The sequence below is a fragment of the Plantactinospora sp. WMMB782 genome, assembly GCF_049179135.1.
Taxonomy (GTDB): Bacteria; Actinomycetota; Actinomycetes; order Mycobacteriales; family Micromonosporaceae; genus Plantactinospora.
In genome coordinates this window covers 1,724,019-1,740,864 of the sequence record NZ_JBMHMC010000007.1, presented here as the reverse complement: position 1 = coordinate 1,740,864, position 16,846 = coordinate 1,724,019, and the positions used below count along the sequence as shown (strand labels likewise).

Genomic DNA, 16,846 nt, shown 5'->3' with positions numbered 1-16,846 from the left:
TCAGTATCGGTTTGAGGTCATGCGGATAGGTCGAGTACCGCCCTGGCGGGCGGATTCCGCAGGTACTCGATGGCCTTGGCCAGCACCTCCGGGTCGTCCCGAACGTGGGCCAGCATGTCGTTGCAGGGGCCACAGAGCAGGCCCCGGACCGAGGCCCGGGAACCCTGCTCCGCCTCCACTGCGTGGTCGTGGTCGACGGCCAGCCGGCGCGTGATGCCCCGGGCGCGAGGACAGATCGCACACCTCTCGCCCTGGGCCTCGTAGAGCTGGTCGTACTCCTCGCCCGTGATGCCGTAGACCGACTTCACCCGGCGCCCGTGGGCCGCCTTCCGCACTGCGTGCTTGCGCGCCTGGGTGCACCGGTAGCAGCGGATCTGATCCGCGTACGCCGGCCCCTTCGGCTTGCCGCAGTCCTTGCAGGGCTTGCCCCGGTTGCGCTCAGACCCCTTCAGGCTGCTCACTGAGCCGGCCCCTCCGGATCTCGGCCAGGCCCGTGTCGAGCTTGAGTCGGAGAACCCCGGGCACCTTCGGTGCCTTGCCCTCCGGTGGGGCGTCCACTGGCACCAGCCCTCCCATGGGCAGTCCCGCCCGCAGCACGCGCAGGGCGTTCCAGTCCGCCTCGGCGATGCCCAAGGCGTCGACCTCGACCTCGACGTCGACTCGGTACTTCACGATGAAGCTCGGCATCAGCCCCTCCAATGGAACGGGTGGAACCGCGTGCGCTGGGGCTCGGCTCGCAGCCGGGCGTACCGCCGCGCGGTGGGATCCGAAGGCCCCATGCGCTGCTTGATGCACGCAATCTTGTACTCCAGGTCGTTCGGATCCAGGGCCACCGAGAGCGACAGCTCCGGCTTCTCGCTCAGGCCGCCCTTGACCTGATCCCGGCTCGGGGGGTCGTAGGGGGCGGTCTTCGCGTCCCAGCCCTTGTCGCTGGCGTGGTGCAGGATGATCGACGTCGCTCCGGTGTCCCGGGCGAACGCCGTGACCCCCTGCATGACGGCCATCTGCTCGGTGTAGTCGCTCTCGGCTCCCTCGAAATCCATGAGGTTGTCGAAGACCACCACGCCCGGATAGGCGTCCCACAGCTCGATCCAGGCTTCGATCTCCTGGTCGACCTGGGACCACGTAATCGGCGATCCGAAGGAGAAGGTGATGGGCAGCGTGGCTAGCGCGGTCAGGTACCGCTCTCGGTCCCGGCCACCCCGGGCCATCCCTGCCTCCACCTCCTCCGTGGTATCGCCGGTCACCATGGAGGCGAGTCGGGAGCTGGCGGTGAAGGCGCTCATGTCGGCGGAGAAGTAGAGCGTCGGCAGAGCCATCGAGGCCACCCACCAGAGGGCGAATCCCGACTTCTGCGTGCCGCTTCGACCCGCGATCATGATGACCTCGCCATGCCTCGGGCGGACGCCCATGTCGTACAGGGCGCCAAGAGCGCCCACCCGAGGCAGCTCCTTCCCGGCCTCCGCGTTCAGCGCGAGTGCTCGGCCGGCATTGAGCATGCGATCAGTCGAAACTTGGGGCGTCGTCCATCGCGGCGGCGATGTCCGCCTCGCGCTTCTCGTAGTACGCCGCCGCCGCCTCGTAGTGCTCGTCGGCCGGCAGACGGAAGACCCAGGTGTCGTTGCCCTGCGTCGGCACCTTCTTCAGGACCGCGATCAACGCGGGGGCCGGGTCGCCGGACTGCTTCGCCTCGTCCAGGAGCTTGACCAGGTCCCGCGCCAGGCAGGTCGCGTTGATGGTGAAGGTGTCGACGCTCGACGGCTTGCCGTCGTCCAGCGCGGCCTGGTTCCGGAACACGGTCACCTGCGTGTTGACGTTCTGGGTGACGCGCGGCTGGTCGGTCTTCGGGTCCTTGAACTTGCTCTTGCCCTCCCGCCAGGTCTTCGGCTCGAAGATGATCGCCAGGTCCCCCGCGTAGTTCTCCGGCTTGAAGAACGGAGGCAGGTCGCCACCGACGGCGCTCTTGCTGGCCAGTGCCACGTAGAACCCTTTCGTTGGTCTCAATATCGGTTTGCGGGCAGAGTGGTGCCCCGGTGCCCGCGACCGGTTAGAGGTGACTGCTCAGTAGATTCGGACGTACAACCCGCTGCCGCGACCGAAGGTCGCCAGCTCCACCCCCAGGATCAAGACGCCCGGATGCCGGACCACGATCGGGGAGACGTACAGCGGCAGGAATCGCCGCCAGCAGGAGAGGCGGAGGCCAACCTGGCCTGCCCCCCTCAGCGCATGACGCATCGAGCGGGCACCTCCCCAGCTTTGCTGAAGGCGTACAGCTCGCACGGGCCGGCGAACCAGGCCCAGATGCCGAACGCGAGCAGGATCAGGAAGGCGACAGCCGCCGCCAGCTCCCTCACTTGCGCACCCACGGGGGCCGCACGGCCGAGAAGCCGCGAGCGATGCTCGACCGCACGTACCCCGGCTCGACCAGCCCGGCGTCCGCCAGCGCCTCCAGGAGCTTGACGTATGCCTCCCACGGCACCGCCTGATCGATGTAGAGGTGGAAGTGCCCCTCCGTGCTGGAGGGCACCAGTCGGGCCGGCAGGTCGAGATCGATCACCGGCTTGTGCATCCGCCCGGACACCATGGACGTGATCAGGTTGGCCTTCTCGACGTCTGCGACGAACTCGGCCTCCGGCGTGCTCGACTCGTTGTAGTCGGCGTCGAACTCGACGCGCGCCAGCGCCCGGCCGGCGATCAGCTCGTCCCGGTTCACTTGGCAGCCGCCGCGATCAGCGCCTTGCCTTTGGCCTTCCATGCGTTCATGACCTCCGGGTCCTTGAATGCCTCCTGGTTCTGCGCCCAGAGGCGCTTGAGGCCCTTCTCGTCCGTGGCCGCCTCGATCTGCGCGAGGAGCGGGTTCTCGGCCGGCTCCTCCGGCTTCGCCTCGCCCTTGGTCTCAGTATCGGTTTGGGAAGCCCGCTGGAAGCCGCCGCCCCGGCGGTTGCCGGACTGGCCTACCACCCGGCCGCCCAGCCCCGAGGAGACGCCGTACATCGCGTGGGCCTCCTTCGTGGCGTTGACGACGAGCGCCGCCAGCGACAGCTCCGGGTTGTCCTCCATGCCGAAGGTGGCCAGCAGGGCCGCCCGGATCTCCTCGGTCACTCCCCGGAACGTCACCCAGGGGGCGTCATAATCCTTGCCGAACTTGATCGTCACACCGGTCTCGCGGCCGGTCTGCCAGGGTGTCTCAGTGGTCTCAGCCACCCGATCTCCTCTCCCGGTTGGGCAGGTCGCTCGGTCTCAATCTCGGTTTGAGCTTACGGAGAAGGGGTGACACGGAACGGCCGCAGCACCTTCTTCGTCATGTTCCGCATGGCCCGCACATCCCTCGCGAGCAGGGCGGCGTCCCATCCGACGGACAGATCAAGCCAGTGCAGTTCGGCCGTCTCGCTGCCCGGCGGCAGGTTGATGATGATGCCCCAGTCCCGGCGGATCTCGGGCATCGGCGACCTGGTCATGGTCTCCGAGTCGTAGAACTCGCCTCGCGCGTAGATGGCGAGCTGTATCGCCATCTTGAGCGCCCCGTACTCCAGGGTGCCGGTCTTCAGGTCCGCGATCAGGTTGCCATCGATCACGAGACCGTCCGGCCCGGGGCCGTGGTAGTAGATCACCCGGTCCGGCGTGCCGGCCACGCGCAGCTCGTCACAGACGACAAGCCGCTCGATGTGCTGCACTTCCAGGTCGATCGTTGCCAGCTTGTAGGCCGCCATGTCGGCCACGTCGGCCTCGGTGACCGGCGTCAGGGGCCTGCCCTTGCGCCGGATCGCCTCGGGTAACGGCTCGCCCCGGTCGACGTACTCCGACATCTCGTGCAGGTCGGAGCCCTTCTCCCGCTTCGCGTCCGCGCCGCTGAGCGAGACCAACTTCTCCGCGATCTCGTTGAGGCGCTTCTTGTCGGCCGGGTCCTCCGGGTCGAGCCACTGGGCCTCCGCCACCAGCTCGGGCGCCTTCGTGGCCCCCAGCAGGACGTTCCGCTTGTCGTACCTGCCCAGCGCGGACTTGTCCTCGATGCAGTCGTTGAACGTGGTGGTCCGGGTGTACGGGATGAGCTTGTGCTCCTGGGCCTTCTTCGCGGTGCCCTTGCAGAGTGAGCACTCGTTCGGCACGTGGATCAGGGGCCGTTTGTAGCGGTCCCGGGGTACACCTCGGCCGTCCTCGGCCGGTCGCTCGATATTCAGTTTGGTCAGGGCCAAGCTCAGATCCTTTCCAGGTAGATACGCATCCGGCCGTCGGGCAACTCCTCCGCCTCGCAGTACTCCGGGTCGATCGGCTGGAGCTGCCACTTGGACTCCAGCAGCTCGTACGCCTGCCGCAGGTCGGCGATGTCCTTGTCGGCCGGGTCGGCGGGGATGGTGACGTACCAGTCCTCGTCGCCGGGCGTTTCATCGAGGGTGATCTCAACGTTTCCGATGGTGGTGGTGCTGCCGGTGGCCAAAAGGCTCCCTTCACTGCTCCCCGTGGTCACTGCGACCAGCCTAGGGACGGGAGTGACACTCCGGCGGGCCGCAGTAACAAAGCATGATCCCTTGGTAACGGTCCGGACACTAGCCTTAGGGTTTGTTTAAGGGATCAGTCCTAACTGGACGGCTGACCCCCACACAGACGGATTTTGATCCCCAACAGGTCCAACCGGAGGATGCAGTCCCTTGATGGCGGATCGGACGGCGACGGAGCGGGGTCCGAGGGCGGCCCTGCGGTGGGGGGAACCCGGGTGGGTCGGGGCGGCTGCCTGACCGTTGGCGCCGTCTCGTCCGGCTCGCGGGTGATCGGGCGGGAGGGATCCGCCTCGTCGCGGCGCGGCTCCGGGGGCTCTCCGGTTGCCGGCGGGGGCGTGGACGGGAGCGGCGTCGGGGGCACCGAGGAGGGAGTGGGGGGAGCCGACGCCGAGGGGCGCGGGGGCGCGGCATCAGGTGGCGCCGGGCGCTCCGGGGAGTCGGTCAGCGTCATCAGGCCGGCGGTGAGTCCCACGGCCGCTACGAAGGTGGTTGCTGCGGACTGGGCGGGGCGGCGGCGGAACTGGTCCGCCGCCCATGCTGCCGCCACCGCCACGAGGGCGTACGCGCTGGCTGTCGAGCCGGGCGTTACCGCCATGGCCCATGGAGCCAGGTCCATCAGATGCTCGGGTTTGCCGGCAACCCGGTCGGCTATGCCGGCTGAGAGTGCGGCCTGTGCCTCCGCCGGGCTGCTTGTGGCGCCGACGAGACTGTGGCCCTGTCCTGTGACTTCTCGTTCGATCGCACGTCGGGTTCGCGCTGCTCCGCGCGTCTCCGGGACATAGATGATGACACGCATTCACGGCAGGCTACTCGGGTGACGCAAGCACTACAAACAGCTACTTCTGCTCGTCAGGGACTCGAATTACATCCTTGTCGATGCCTGGACGCCGAGGTACGTAAAACCAGCCCTGGTCAGTGTCCGGGTCGTAGTGCACGACCGCATCGCCCTGCACCCTCGGCAGCCACCGCTCAAGCTTCCCCGCGACCCCCTCGGAGAGCGCCTTGCCGGCCCGCTTCTGGCCGAGGGCGCGCAGCATTTGCGGCACGTAGAGGTGCTGGTGTTCCTTGCGGACCGTCCAGGGGATCAGGTCAGCGTGGGTGCCTCGGCGAGCGGGTAGCCGTTGCGCCTTCCGGAACTCAGAGATGGTGTGCTGCCTGACACTGACCCCATGGTTCTTCTTGAGCCAGTCAACGATTGACTCATACGTTTCGCCCGCCCTCAACATCCTTACGATGTCGGCATGAGCCTCTGGGGGGATCTTCTGGTTAGACATACGGACGATGTTAGGTCATACTCAGTCTCACTGTCAATTCGGGGTTATCTATGGAGATCACAGTGCGGGTCTGCGACGTTTGCACCGACCCGACCCGGGCCGTCACTACCTACACCGTTACCGACCAGGACGGCCGGTCTGGGAGCACCGATCGGTGCGAGGTCGACGGCGAATCGCTGGCCACGATCATAGCCGCCACCAGGGCGGTTGCGCCCAAGGTGGCCAGCTCGGCGCGCACAGAAGGCAAGAAGCCGGGCAAGAAGGCCACCGCGCCTCGGAGGCGCCGGCAGACCGAGGTGATGACGTTGGAGCAAATCGAGGAGATGAAGCGGAAGGAGTGAGACCGGGAGACGCGGAAAGGCCCCACGCGCCGGCTGTGCGGCAACGTGGGGCACTCTCTCGCTCGGTCCCAATGTCAGTATGGGGTCAGGTGCTCTGGGCGTCCTGGGCCGCCTCAGCGGGCTCCGGGTGGCTCTCCTTGAAGCGCTGGAGGGACGTCAGGAGGGACAGCAGGGCGGCCAGCCCGGAGGCCGAGCCAACCGCCGCCCAGTCCACGTCCACGAGCCCGAGGTAGCCGACGCCCAGAAGGGCCGAGGCCGACTGCGCGGCGGTCTTGATCGCGCGCTCGGCCGCGTACTGCCAGAAGGCGCGGGAAGCGAGCTTCACGATCACTTCCCGTCCGGGGTCGCGCCATCGACCGAGCCGAGCACCGCGCGGAACGCGGCCTCGACGTCGGCCCGGGAGACGGGGCCGGACTCCGGCAGTTCGGCCAGGATCGCGTCTCGCAGCTCGATCAGCGCGGCCCGTGTGCGGTCGCCCTGGGCGCGGATCTCGGCGATGATCTCGTCCGCGCCGTCGCCGACCTGCGCCCGGAGAAGCGCCTGAGTCGCGCTGTAGATGCTGCCGAGCGTCCAGAGCGTCGAGCGGCCCTCCGGCACGCCCGGCATGCCCCGGCCGGCGTACTGCCACGGCAGTGCGCGCAACTCGCTCTCGCTGTACGGCATGTCGTCGTCCTTTCCGTCCAGCACCGCAGCGACGTCCGCCCGGAACTGGCTCATGCTGAAGGTGGGGTCGGTCTTGCGGCCCGGGGTGTGCTCCTTGTGGCCAACCAGCCGGTTCGCCGACCAGCCGAGCCGGCGGCACCACGCGGCCCAGCCGCGCACGTACGACCGGTACTGCTTCTCGGTCCAGGGCTCGCCTCGGTTGTCGTTGCACGCCTCGGTCGACAGGGCGTAGGTGTTGCCCTTGCCCTTGTAGGGGCCGGCGGTGCCGGCCAGGGTCGAGTTGCAGCGGCCGGCGGACACCAGGTGCCACACGCCGTCCCGGTCGATGACGGCGTTAGCGATCGGGCCAGGCAGGTCGGAGCGGCCGTTGCGGACCACGCCGATCTGAACCGAGTCTTTCTGGCTCCGAGGTGCCGCCGTGGCGTGCACGACGCCGAATGTCGGACTCCAGGAACCGGGTCGGTCATGGGTCTTCCAGTTGGAGTGCTCGACCACGGTCAGCCCGGCCTTCCGCAGCTCGTCTGCGAGCCAGGTCAGTGCCATGGGGGTCCTTTCGTCAGGGGATGCGGCGCGCGAGCGTCAGGCGCTCCTCGCGCTCAATCCGCAGGTCTTGGCGGACGCCAGCGATTTCGGCGTCGTGCCGGCGCTGGTTTTCGAGCACCTGCGCGAGGGCGGCAGTGGCGTTGTTGAGGCCGTCGATGACGCGGTCAACGTCGTCGCGGAGGTTGGTCGAGTGGTTGTTGGCCACCTGCTCCTTGACCTCGCGGAGCTGCCTGCGTTGCAGCAGTCCGGGGATGGCGGCAATGGCCGCAGCGCCGACGGTGGCGACGGCGGCCACCAGTGCCACCTGCACGGCGGGGTCGATCATCTATGTCACTTCCAAGTTGAGCCGTCGCCCACCTTGACCTGCGCCACCACCCACTCCGAGCCGTTGCCGACCCACACGATCGCGTCGCGCCATGTCGAGCCGGAGCCGACGCGAACGCCGGACAGGGTGAGGAAGGAGCTGGGGGGCGACCAGGAGCCCGCGCCGGCTGAGTTGACCGCGCGGACCCGTACGTAGTACGTCGTGCCCGGCAGAAGGCCGGACAGGGACGCGGGGGAGGTGGTGCTGGGGGTCGTCACGGCGCCCGCGAAGGACGGGTTGGTGGAGCGCTGCACCTCGTAGCCGGTGATGGTCGCGCCGCCCGTGTCGACCGGGGCGGACCAGGACAGCGACGCCGTTGTCGGCGCGATGCTGCCGGCGACCGGCGCGTCGGAAGGACCCGGAGTCGTGATCGTGGTCGTGAAGCTGCCGGTAGCCGAGTACTCGGACTCGCCGAGCGAGTTCGTCGCCTTGACTCGGACGTAGTGCGTGGTGCCCTTAGCCAGGCCCGTCACCTGAAGGGAGGTCCCGGCAAGGGTGCTGTCCACGACACCACTGGAGAACTCGTCATCCATGGCGCGCTGCATGACATAGCCGGTGATGGCCAGGCCGCCCGTGTCGGCAGGCGCCGGCCAGGAGATGTTGACCCAGGTGGAGCCGGTCGACGTGGCGCCGGGCGTGCCCGGTGGGCCGGGGGCCGTGGTGTCCGTGGTGAACGTCCGGGTGACCGACCAGGGGCCGTAACCCTCGCTGTTGCGGGCGCGGATGCGCTTGTAGTACAGGGTGCCCTTGGCGAGCCCAGAGACGACCCGGCTCGTCGCCCACGACTGGCTAACGATGTTCTGGTCGAGCGGGCTAAAGGTGGAGCTGGTCGAGTAGTGCATCTGGTACCCGTTCAGCGCTGCGCCGTTGGCGGTCGGCGTGCTCCAGGTGGCGGTGTCGGACGTCGGTCCGATCGCGCTGGAGCTGAGCGTGGGAGCGCCGGGGATGTAGGGCGGACGGGCCGGCAGCGCCAGCGAGCGGCTATGGCTCGGGGTGCCGCCGTTATACATCCCCGAGATCGAGGCGGTCCACGAGTACGTGGGGCCGCCGTCGTAGTCGATGCTCGCGCTGAAGTTGCGGGAGTAGATCAGCTTGGAGCCACCAGATCCCAGGCCGTTGTGGAATGAGCCTGAGCCGCCCCCGGTGCCGCTGACGGAATAGGACTGGTTGTCATCGAAGGACCAGCTATCGGGCACCCGGACGTAGACGCGCAGGTAGACCGTCACCGCCGTGTTGCTCGGCGAGGGCGTCCCGGTCCAGCAGTCGATCCCGACCTGGAGGTGCCCCTCGGCGGAGCCCCAGGTGATGGCCATCGGGCCTCCTTAGCTGGTCGGCTGAATCCAGATGCGGTCGGTGGTAGGCGAGCCGGCCGGCGTGGTGGTCGACACCGTCACCGAGTAGCCGCCCCAACGGGCGGAGTTGGCGACCGGGTTGGGCACGAGGTTGGCCCAGGCCGACCCCGTCCAGTACTCCCAGTCCCCGGTGGTGACGTTCAGGCCGAGCTGAGATACGCGAGGGCTGGCCGGGCGGGTCGCAGTGGTCCAGGCTCGCACCCGCGAACCCACGAACTGCCGCTCGCCGGTCACCTTGTCGGCGGCGATGTTGCTGACGCCCGGGGAGACGGTGATGCGGGCTAGGGCGAACTCATAGACGCCCACGTCGGTTTGGGTCAGGGCCGGGGGGCCGTCACCCGGGGTGCCCTGAAGCACCTCGATGGAGATGCCGTTCGCGGCCGGATCAAGACGCAGCACGATGCGGTCAATCCGCTCGGACGCGCTCGCTGCGCCGATCGCCCGGGTCTCGACGGCATCCGAGGAGACCATGTGGCCGCGCAGGATCGCGCTACCCGGGTCGACCTTGGCCAGCATGCCAGAGGCGTCAGCCCAGACCCGGAAGCCGGCGCCGGTCACGGCGTCCACGACGCCCGTGTCCTGAAGCTCGCGGAACAGGCGGCTGTACTGGCCCTCGGTGGTGTCCGCGTTGTCGAAGGGGAAGGAGATGAAAGCCACGGAGAACTCCTGCGGGCATGAAGCAACCCCCCGACCGCGAGGACCAGGGGGCTGCGATGGAGAGGGTCAGGCTTCGGGCGGCGTCGACTGGAGCAGGGCAACGATGTCGGCAAGGACATCGGTGGCCAGGACCGACACGCTCTCCGGCGTCAGCTCGGGAGCCGGCTCGCTGCCGTCCCAGCACCCCGTGACGTCGGCCCCGTCCACCAGTGCGGCCCGGATCGGGTTGCCCTCCTCGACGTCGACCAGCTCGACATCCTCGGCGATGACCGGCAGCAGGTACTTGCGCACGATGCCAGGCAGGGAGACGCGCCAGCTCCACCAGGGGAACCAGTCGAAGTAGTTTGCGTGCCCCATGCGCTCCATCCAGTCGGCCAGCTCCCACGGCATCACGCCGTCATTGAAGCCGGACTCGGAGAACAGGTCTGCGCTAGACAGCACGAGGAGGGGGTTGTCGTCCATGGGACTCCTTGGGTTAGGGAACCGGCTCGATCGAGAGGCTGCGGGCGTAAACCTGACCGGTTCCAGCCGGAGTCACCCAGTGGTACGTCTGGGCGGTATAGGAAGCGCCCGGGGTCAGGCCGGAGACCAGGAACCGTCGACTGCCGGCCGCGTAGGCCGGACCAGCACTGACGACACCCGCGTTGGTGACGATGCCCCGCCGGTAGTCGGCGGTGATGACGGCCGTGCCCGCGCCGGGGGTCGTGCCCGCACGCACGTCGCACGAGAGAACCGTCTGGTTGCCATTGATGCTCTGTCGGACGTTGCCGGAGACAGTGACATAGACCTTTCCGGACGGGGGCGCCACGAAGGTGATGTTGACCGGTGTCGTCCCGGCGGCTGGTGCCGTATTGGCCAGGCCGTTAAATTCGGCCCAGCTTTCCACCTCGATCGGCCGTCCGGCCTCGGTGATCGTGTGGACTTCGGCCCAGTCGCTCCAGCCCGGGTTGTCCGCATGGTGGTTGCGCACCCACATGCCGGGGCCACTGGCGGCGTGGAAGACCTGAGTGACGCGCTCGTCTTCCAGGTGGTGCGTCACGACCATGCCGTTGCCACCGTTCGGCGTCCAGTCGCCGCCCGCCTCGGTGGCCATCAGGGAGGTCCCCGACGGATACCACTCGGGCTCGTCGTCTGGGCCGTTCCAGTCAGTAGCGAGCTGACGCTCGGCCTCCCATTCACTGAGGTCGGCGTACGTCAGCAGGGAGTGCCAGTCGGTCCAGCCGTCCTCGGCGGTGCCGCTCCGGAACATCATCACCGGCCACCCGCCCTCGCCGTCGTGGGAGGTCCAGGTCTGGTAGGCGTCTCCTGCCTCGCCGAGGGGGCGGACCGTGCGGACGGTGCCAGAGGCGCTGTCAGCCCAGAAGTCCCAGCCGGCGTCCTCGGCCTGTTCGTCGGTCAGGTGCAGCAGGCTTTCACCCTGCGGGTAGTCCTCGGCCGCCGTCGACTGCTCGTACCCGCCAGGGGTCAGCACGCGGATCCCCTGGGCCTTCTCCGTGCCCCGCTCCAGGGCCGAGATGCGGTTCTCGCTGTCCGCGAGGCGGCGCTCAAGGGCCGTGGCCGCACTGAGGCCGGAGGGGTCGCCGAGCACGACGCCCACGGAGGTCCCGCTGGCGTTGGCCTTCAGGACGTAGCCGGTGACCGTAGCCTCCAGCTCCTCGCCGTCGACCACCACCTTGACCAGGTCGCCGTAGAACCAATCCCGCAGAAACTCCATGCTGGAGTCGTCCATCGGAACGACCTGGACGGAGATGGCAGCGAAGCCTTCCTCGGCCAGCACCTCCGCGCCGGCCTGAAGCAACTCGTCCTCGTCCTCAATGGACCGCTTGTCCACGAAGCGCTCGATGCGCCGGCCCCAGGCGGCCTCGGCCGCTACGGACTCCGTGGTGGAGACCTCCTTGAGCACGCGGCGCAGCTCGTTGCCGGAGTCGTCCGGCTCGTCATCGATCTTCCCGGCGACCAGAACCCGGGTGGCGCCCGGTGGCGACGTCGAAACGCGGTGTCCGGCCAGCGTGTTATTGAGGACGTCCAGCCGGATCGAGTCTCGCCGGTCGACCGACTCGTGCACGTCGAAGCGGATGTCGGTGCCGACCTGGCGCATCCGCCAGTAGAGCCCGGTTCCCTGGGCCAGGCCGGCGAGCACTTCGCCGACCTTCTCGTAACGGACGCGCCGCGTGACCACGGGGCCGCGCCCCTCAGAGGCGCCGAGCGAGAGGCCGGCAACGCGGCGGACCGCAGGCGCGTCGGGACCGAGGTTGACGCTGACGTAGTGGTACATCAGGTGCTCTACGAAATTCGTCCTCACGTCGTACAGGTCGCCCTCGGCGTCCAGCTCGGCAAAGTTCGGGTTGGGCACCGCGAGCCGGTCGGCCATGTGGATCGCGTCGGAGACGCCCTTGATCGCGACAATGCCGATCGGGTCCTCCGAGGTGACGGCCGACTCCGGTGTCACCGTCGGCCCGGACAGCAGCGTCTCGCCGTCCGGGCCGGTGATGACGAGGCCGGAGCCGGGCGTCCGCAGCGTCGGCACCATCGGGTGCTCGACGGGCAGCTTCAGGCTCCAGGTGCCGACGCCGTTGAGGGTGTCGGTGACGGTGATGTCGAGGTCGTCCGGGCGAATCTGGCCCACCCGGGCGCGGGTGGCGTCCCGCACCTCCACGGTCAGGTCGGCTGGCCGCATCAGATCACCCACCACTTCCGGGTGCGCCAGGTGCACTGCACCGCGCTGGCGCTCGTCGTGTCGTCCATGGAGACCGTGACCAGGGTTGAGCCCCTGGGCAGCGGCAGGAACTTCGGAGCCGGCCCGAGGTCGCCGTAGCGGTTCTCGCCCGTCGAGAGCTTCACCGAGGCGGCCTTCGAGTCGATGACCAGAACCTCGCCGTCTTCCAGCTCGCCCTCCCACACGAAGCCCTGGCCATTGGGCAAGGTGACCGTCAGGTCCCGGCCCGGCCCCGTCACGCGCCACACGGGCCACGCCACCGCATCGCCTCGGTTGTCGATGAGCATCGAGCCGATCGCCTGCGAGGCGCTGACCTGGAGCTTGCTCAGGTTGCCGAGCAGGCCCCGGCCGACGCCGGCATTGGAGACGGCCTGGGTCTCGGTGATGGACGAGGTGAAGTAGGGATCACCGGCCCGCAGCGTCACGACCGTCGTCAGCTCGTTCTCGCCGATTGTGTCCTTGCCGTAGACGAAGTCACCGCCGCCGACGCGGACCACCTCGGTAGTCCAGTACTGGCCGCCGTCGCTGACCACGTCGAGCGCACAGGGGCCGTCGAGCATGGCCGCCATGCGCGCCAGCTCCGCCTCCAGCGCCTCGCGGTCCGGGAGGAAGAAGTACAGCTTGATGTCGATGTCGCGCGGCTGGACCCGCCGACCCCGGTAGAGGGCGCCGTCTCCGGCGCCCGTCAACCACTGGGTAGAGACGGGCGGGAGGCCCAGACCGGTCACGCCAGTCAGGGCCTCCACGCCATGTCCGTTGCGGGCCACGCCGTTGAGTGCAATAGAGTCGGTTTCTCGACGGAATCGCAGGTAAACGCTCACCAGCCCGCCCTTGCTCGTCCAAGCGCCGAGAACAGGTCTTCCTCGGAGCCGAGGGAGCTGCCGGGCGCGGCGTTGTAGATAATCGTGTTGCCAGTCGGGGCGGCGTCCGCCCCGCCGTAGAGCGAGGCATTCACGCCCAGGTCGGGCGTCTGCGGCGGTCGGAATTCGTAGTCCTCGACGTCGGACATGACAGCGTCGAGCGCCTTTATGACCCGGGTCGATTCGTCCTCGATGCCGATCGCGAGACCCTGCATCAGGTTCGCGCCGAACTCGGCGAACATCCGGCTCGGCGAATTGATGCCGAAGAAGTCCTTGACGTAGTCCGGGATCTTGTCGGTAACGTAGTTCTTGATCGTGGCGACGATTTCGCCCGCCATCGACCTGATACCACTGAGGAGGCCGCCGATCAAATCCCTACCCGCGCCAACCAGGATGCTGCCGAGATTGCCGAGCGCGCGGACAACGTCGCCTGGTAGATTCCGGAAGAACCGGATCACCGTGTCGACTCCGTCGTCTACCGCCTTTGCGGCCTTGCTCATGCCGCTCTGGTAGAGCGAGACGAGGCTACTGAACAGCCCGGAAACGAACCCGGAGATTCGCCCCCAGAGTCCCGCGAAAAGGCTGACGATGTTGATGAACGTCGTCGTCAGAAAGGCAAAGATCTGCTCCCACTTGGTGCGGAAAAACGTCAGGACAATCGTCCACGCATTCTCCCAGAGCGCACGGATCTCGGAGACCTTCACGCCCACCAGCGAGACGATTGCGAATACGGTCGACTCGATGACGCCGAGAATCAGCTTCCAGATGCCGTCGATAATCTGCCAAACGGCGTCCCAAGCCTTAGACCAGTCCCCAGTAAAAACCCCGGTCACGAAGTTGATTACCCCGGTCAGGATTTGAATCAGGCCCTCGATGGCCGTGATCAGGCCCTCCACCACCGCCCGCGCGACGTTGGCCAGCACCTCGGCCAGCCAGGTCAGCGTCGGAATCAGCACCGGAGCGAGGATCGCCAGCAGTTCCGTCAGGCCGCTCACAATGGGCGTGATGGCCGAGATGATCGCACTGAGCGTCGGCAGGAGCGCCTGCAACAGGCTCGCCATAACCGGCAGTGCGATCTGGGCAATCTGGAGGATCAGGGGGGCGAGCTGAATGATCAGCGGAATGAGCTGAGGCATCAGCCCAACGATCAGGTCGATCAGCGCATCCATCACCGGCTGAAGCTCAACCGCCAGTTGCCCAAATACCACGGCCAGGGTTTCGCCCATAGTCTGAATAAGCGGGGAAATGGCGGTCAGCGCCTCGGAGAGCGTGCCCGTCAGTAGGAGGATAAGCGGCTGAAGAGAGGACAGTAGCGCTCCGAAAGTGGGCGCAAGAGAACCGATGACCTGGCCAATGCTGGAAGCCAGCAGGCCCAGGGTCGGACCGAGCGCGCCAATCAGGTCGCCGATCGGAGTCAGCAGCGGCGTCAGGGAGGCAATGGCCTTCAGCACCCCGCCGATGAATGCAGTGAAGCCGTCGGTCAGCGCCGGGTTGGCGAATACCTCACCCAGCGCTTCCGCGACTCCGCCGAGCACCTGGCCGACAGCCGGCAGGACGGTCGCGAGCACATCGGCCATCGACAGGAAGACCTGCTCGAAAGCCGGACCCGCCTTGGTCAGGAAGCGGTCCATGCCCTCGAACGCCGCGCCGAACAGCTTCGACAACGACTGCTGAATCTGCGGGTCCGCCAGGCGGTCAGCGAAGTCCTGAAGGGACTTGCCGAGGGTGGTCAGCGTGGAGGCGCCGGCATCGCGGGCCGCCTGCCAGAAACCGCCGAAGATGCCGGCCGCGCCCTTCACGACCTCGAACAGGCCCTCAAGGGACTCGATGGCGCCGTCGACGATGTCCTGCAAGCCGTCGCCGGCCGTGGCATCGGAGAGCCACCGGGCGAACTCATCCGCAACCTGACCCATGAGGGCGGCCAGCGGGGGCAGCAGGCCCGAGCCGATCTGACCGAAGATCGTGGCGATCGTGTTCAGGGCCGGCGTGTGCCGGGTGAAGATCGCGATCGACTCGTTCAGCGCGTCAAACATGGCCGGGATCTGGCTGATGAAGCCGCCGGCTCGGCCGAACTCGGCCGCCAGGGAGGCGAAGAACCCGCCGATCTGCGTGGCAGTGGCCTCCAGGCCGGCGCTCAGCATCGGCAGGGCCGCCGTCAGCAGGTCGTTGATCGGGCCTCGGGCAACGCTCCAGAAGGCCTCGGAGATCGTGTCCTGGAGTGCGGTGAAGCCGGCCGCGATGCCGGGGAGCTGCGCGCCGAAGTCCTGGAGCGCCGCGATCATCACGCCGATGCCGATGGCAACGCCCGGGATGGCGAGCAGGAGGGGTACGAGCTGGGCCACCGAGCCGAGCAGGCCGATGGTGTTGGCGCCGGCCGCCGCGAAGGCCCCGGACAGCCCGAGCACCTGCGTGGTCATCAGGATGACCTTCGGCATCTCCGCGAACAGTCGCGTGAAGGCGCTGCGGGCCTGGTCGACGCTCTGTGTCAGCGCTCGCCAGCCGGAGAGGATGCTCGCGGCCGACAGTGCGGCCAAGGCGCCCCGGTCCAGCACGGGCCGGATCACGGTGTCCCGCGTGCGCGTCAGGCCCGCCAGGACGGCCTCTACGATGCCCAGCGAGGGCTTGGACACCTCGGCGACCACGGGGACCTCAACCCGCTTCAGGTCTGCCTCAAGCTTGGCCTTGGCCCCCAGTAGGGACGCCTCGTCCAGGTGGATGTCCAGCTCGACGCGCTTCAGGTCGGCAAGCTGGGCGTCGATCTTGTCGATCGCCCGTTTGATGTCGCTCTCGTCGTCGGTGTCGACGCGGATCTTCACCGTGGCGACCTCGGCGAGCCGGTCCTCCAGGAGCTTCTGCGTCGCCTTGAGGTCGTCCTCGTTGAGCGCGACCGGGATCTCGACCGCGCCGACGTTGACCAGCTCGCGGTTGATGCGCGCCAGCGCCGACTGCACCGAGCCGGCGTCGTCCAGGTTGACCTTCAGCGTCAGGTCTTCCAGGGCTGCCTCAGCGGCCTTCTGGACCGCCTTCGCCTGCGCGGCGACCTTCTGGGTGGTGCCCTCGGCGAGGTCGACCTCCAGCTCCACCTCAAGCTCGGGGAGACGCTTCTCCTCGCGCTCAAGGGCGGCCCTGGCCTCCTCACGAAACTTCGATGTGTCAGGGGTGACCTTTACGAAGACACGCCCGATGACCTGGTCCGCCATTGATCAGCCCCTATTGGTGAGGCGCCGGAAGACGTCCCGCACCGTGACCTTCTGCTTCGGTTCGGCGGACTTCTTCGGCTTCGACTTGGGGCGCGGGAACTCGGGGAACTTCGGAGGGGGCTTCTTGCCCCAGTGCCCGGAGGCGCGCGTGTTGAGATTCAGGGCGTCGAAGAGGTTCGCCCGCAGGTGGCGGTCGACGCCCCAGCCGTAGTGATCGCGGCCCCCGGCGGAAAGGGCGGCGGTCAGGCTGGTGTCCGGGAGGGCTCGCACGGCAGCGAGGACGAGGACGGGATCCGGCCCGTCCCCGCGCACCACGGACTCCAGGTCGATCCCGAAGTACCGGCGCAGGTCCGGGTAGAGCCCGTCCCCGTACTCATCGA

Annotated in this window: 22 protein-coding genes; 1 reads left to right on the top strand and 21 read right to left on the bottom strand. The window is 67.9% G+C overall.

Annotated elements, in window-relative coordinates; genetic code table 11:
* Positions 1-17 precede the first annotated feature (17 nt).
* The 11 genes from ACN28A_RS10015 to ACN28A_RS09965 all read right to left on the bottom strand — a co-directional run bounded on the left by ACN28A_RS10015 (position 18) and on the right by ACN28A_RS09965 (position 5,770).
* Positions 18-461, bottom strand: coding sequence for an endonuclease VII domain-containing protein (locus tag ACN28A_RS10015; protein ID WP_421391240.1), 444 nt, complete (start codon positions 459-461; stop codon positions 18-20).
* The gene (locus tag ACN28A_RS10010; RefSeq protein ID WP_421391239.1) at positions 439-687 is read right to left on the bottom strand and encodes a hypothetical protein; all 249 of its coding nucleotides are present in this window, start codon (positions 685-687) and stop codon (positions 439-441) included. The genes ACN28A_RS10015 and ACN28A_RS10010 overlap by 23 nt, the downstream gene beginning before the upstream one ends.
* Positions 687-1,499, bottom strand: coding sequence for an AAA family ATPase (locus ACN28A_RS10005; protein ID WP_421394387.1), 813 nt, complete (start codon positions 1,497-1,499; stop codon positions 687-689). The genes ACN28A_RS10010 and ACN28A_RS10005 overlap by 1 nt, the downstream gene beginning before the upstream one ends.
* 4 nt (positions 1,500-1,503) lie before the next feature.
* Positions 1,504-1,980 carry a hypothetical protein gene (locus ACN28A_RS10000; protein ID WP_421394384.1) on the bottom strand — a complete coding sequence of 159 codons (477 nt, stop codon included), beginning with the start codon at positions 1,978-1,980 and terminating at the stop codon, positions 1,504-1,506.
* 81 nt (positions 1,981-2,061) lie between these two features.
* Positions 2,062-2,235 (bottom strand): hypothetical protein, encoded by a 174-nt coding sequence (locus ACN28A_RS09995; protein ID WP_421394383.1) that lies wholly within the window; start codon positions 2,233-2,235, stop codon positions 2,062-2,064.
* Positions 2,220-2,354 (bottom strand): hypothetical protein, encoded by a 135-nt coding sequence (locus ACN28A_RS09990; protein WP_421394381.1) that lies wholly within the window; start codon positions 2,352-2,354, stop codon positions 2,220-2,222. The genes ACN28A_RS09995 and ACN28A_RS09990 overlap by 16 nt, the downstream gene beginning before the upstream one ends.
* Complete coding sequence (locus ACN28A_RS09985) at positions 2,351-2,713, bottom strand: hypothetical protein (protein WP_421394379.1); 363 nt, start codon at positions 2,711-2,713, stop codon at positions 2,351-2,353. The genes ACN28A_RS09990 and ACN28A_RS09985 overlap by 4 nt, the downstream gene beginning before the upstream one ends.
* Positions 2,710-3,204: a hypothetical protein gene (locus ACN28A_RS09980; RefSeq protein ID WP_421394377.1), complete on the bottom strand. Its 495-nt coding sequence runs from the start codon at positions 3,202-3,204 to the stop codon at positions 2,710-2,712. Before ACN28A_RS09980 ends, ACN28A_RS09985 begins: the two co-directional genes overlap by 4 nt.
* A 53-nt stretch (positions 3,205-3,257) precedes the next feature.
* Entirely contained in the window at positions 3,258-4,193 is a 936-nt protein-coding gene (locus ACN28A_RS09975; RefSeq protein ID WP_421394375.1) for a hypothetical protein, read from the bottom strand.
* Between the two features lie 2 nt (positions 4,194-4,195).
* On the bottom strand, positions 4,196-4,465 hold the full coding sequence (locus ACN28A_RS09970) for a hypothetical protein (RefSeq protein WP_421394373.1): 270 nt from the start codon (positions 4,463-4,465) through the stop codon (positions 4,196-4,198).
* Between the two features lie 867 nt (positions 4,466-5,332).
* Positions 5,333-5,770: a hypothetical protein gene (locus ACN28A_RS09965; protein WP_421394370.1), complete on the bottom strand. Its 438-nt coding sequence runs from the start codon at positions 5,768-5,770 to the stop codon at positions 5,333-5,335.
* A gap of 50 nt (positions 5,771-5,820) precedes the next feature.
* On the opposite strand from ACN28A_RS09965, the gene ACN28A_RS09960 reads away from it, so the two are divergent.
* A complete protein-coding gene (locus ACN28A_RS09960) occupies positions 5,821-6,111 on the top strand; it encodes a hypothetical protein (RefSeq protein ID WP_421394369.1) in 291 nt (96 codons plus the stop codon).
* Positions 6,112-6,196: 85 nt separating this feature from the next.
* On the opposite strand, the gene ACN28A_RS09955 is transcribed toward ACN28A_RS09960, so the two are convergent.
* The 10 genes from ACN28A_RS09955 to ACN28A_RS09910 form a co-directional block, all read right to left on the bottom strand.
* Positions 6,197-6,442, bottom strand: coding sequence for a holin (locus tag ACN28A_RS09955; protein ID WP_421394367.1), 246 nt, complete (start codon positions 6,440-6,442; stop codon positions 6,197-6,199).
* The gene (locus tag ACN28A_RS09950) at positions 6,439-7,317 is read right to left on the bottom strand and encodes an N-acetylmuramoyl-L-alanine amidase (protein ID WP_421394365.1); all 879 of its coding nucleotides are present in this window, start codon (positions 7,315-7,317) and stop codon (positions 6,439-6,441) included. Before ACN28A_RS09950 ends, ACN28A_RS09955 begins: the two co-directional genes overlap by 4 nt.
* 13 nt (positions 7,318-7,330) lie before the next feature.
* Positions 7,331-7,642, bottom strand: a complete 312-nt coding sequence (locus ACN28A_RS09945; RefSeq protein WP_421394363.1) for a DUF2746 domain-containing protein — start codon at positions 7,640-7,642, stop codon at positions 7,331-7,333.
* A 5-nt stretch (positions 7,643-7,647) separates the two neighbouring features.
* On the bottom strand, positions 7,648-8,994 hold the full coding sequence (locus tag ACN28A_RS09940) for a fibronectin type III domain-containing protein (RefSeq protein WP_421394362.1): 1,347 nt from the start codon (positions 8,992-8,994) through the stop codon (positions 7,648-7,650).
* A 9-nt stretch (positions 8,995-9,003) separates the two neighbouring features.
* Positions 9,004-9,690, bottom strand: a complete 687-nt coding sequence (locus tag ACN28A_RS09935) for a hypothetical protein (RefSeq protein WP_421394360.1) — start codon at positions 9,688-9,690, stop codon at positions 9,004-9,006.
* 66 nt (positions 9,691-9,756) lie between these two features.
* Positions 9,757-10,152, bottom strand: coding sequence for a hypothetical protein (locus ACN28A_RS09930; RefSeq protein WP_421394358.1), 396 nt, complete (start codon positions 10,150-10,152; stop codon positions 9,757-9,759).
* Between the two features lie 13 nt (positions 10,153-10,165).
* The gene (locus ACN28A_RS09925; protein ID WP_421394356.1) at positions 10,166-12,379 is read right to left on the bottom strand and encodes a Gp37-like protein; all 2,214 of its coding nucleotides are present in this window, start codon (positions 12,377-12,379) and stop codon (positions 10,166-10,168) included.
* Positions 12,367-13,227 carry a phage distal tail protein gene (locus ACN28A_RS09920; RefSeq protein WP_421394355.1) on the bottom strand — a complete coding sequence of 287 codons (861 nt, stop codon included), beginning with the start codon at positions 13,225-13,227 and terminating at the stop codon, positions 12,367-12,369. The genes ACN28A_RS09925 and ACN28A_RS09920 overlap by 13 nt, the downstream gene beginning before the upstream one ends.
* Positions 13,224-16,466, bottom strand: coding sequence for a hypothetical protein (locus ACN28A_RS09915; RefSeq protein WP_421394352.1), 3,243 nt, complete (start codon positions 16,464-16,466; stop codon positions 13,224-13,226). Before ACN28A_RS09915 ends, ACN28A_RS09920 begins: the two co-directional genes overlap by 4 nt.
* Before the next feature lie 3 nt (positions 16,467-16,469).
* Positions 16,470-16,778: a hypothetical protein gene (locus ACN28A_RS09910; RefSeq protein WP_421394351.1), complete on the bottom strand. Its 309-nt coding sequence runs from the start codon at positions 16,776-16,778 to the stop codon at positions 16,470-16,472.
* Positions 16,779-16,846: the final 68 nt, after the last annotated feature.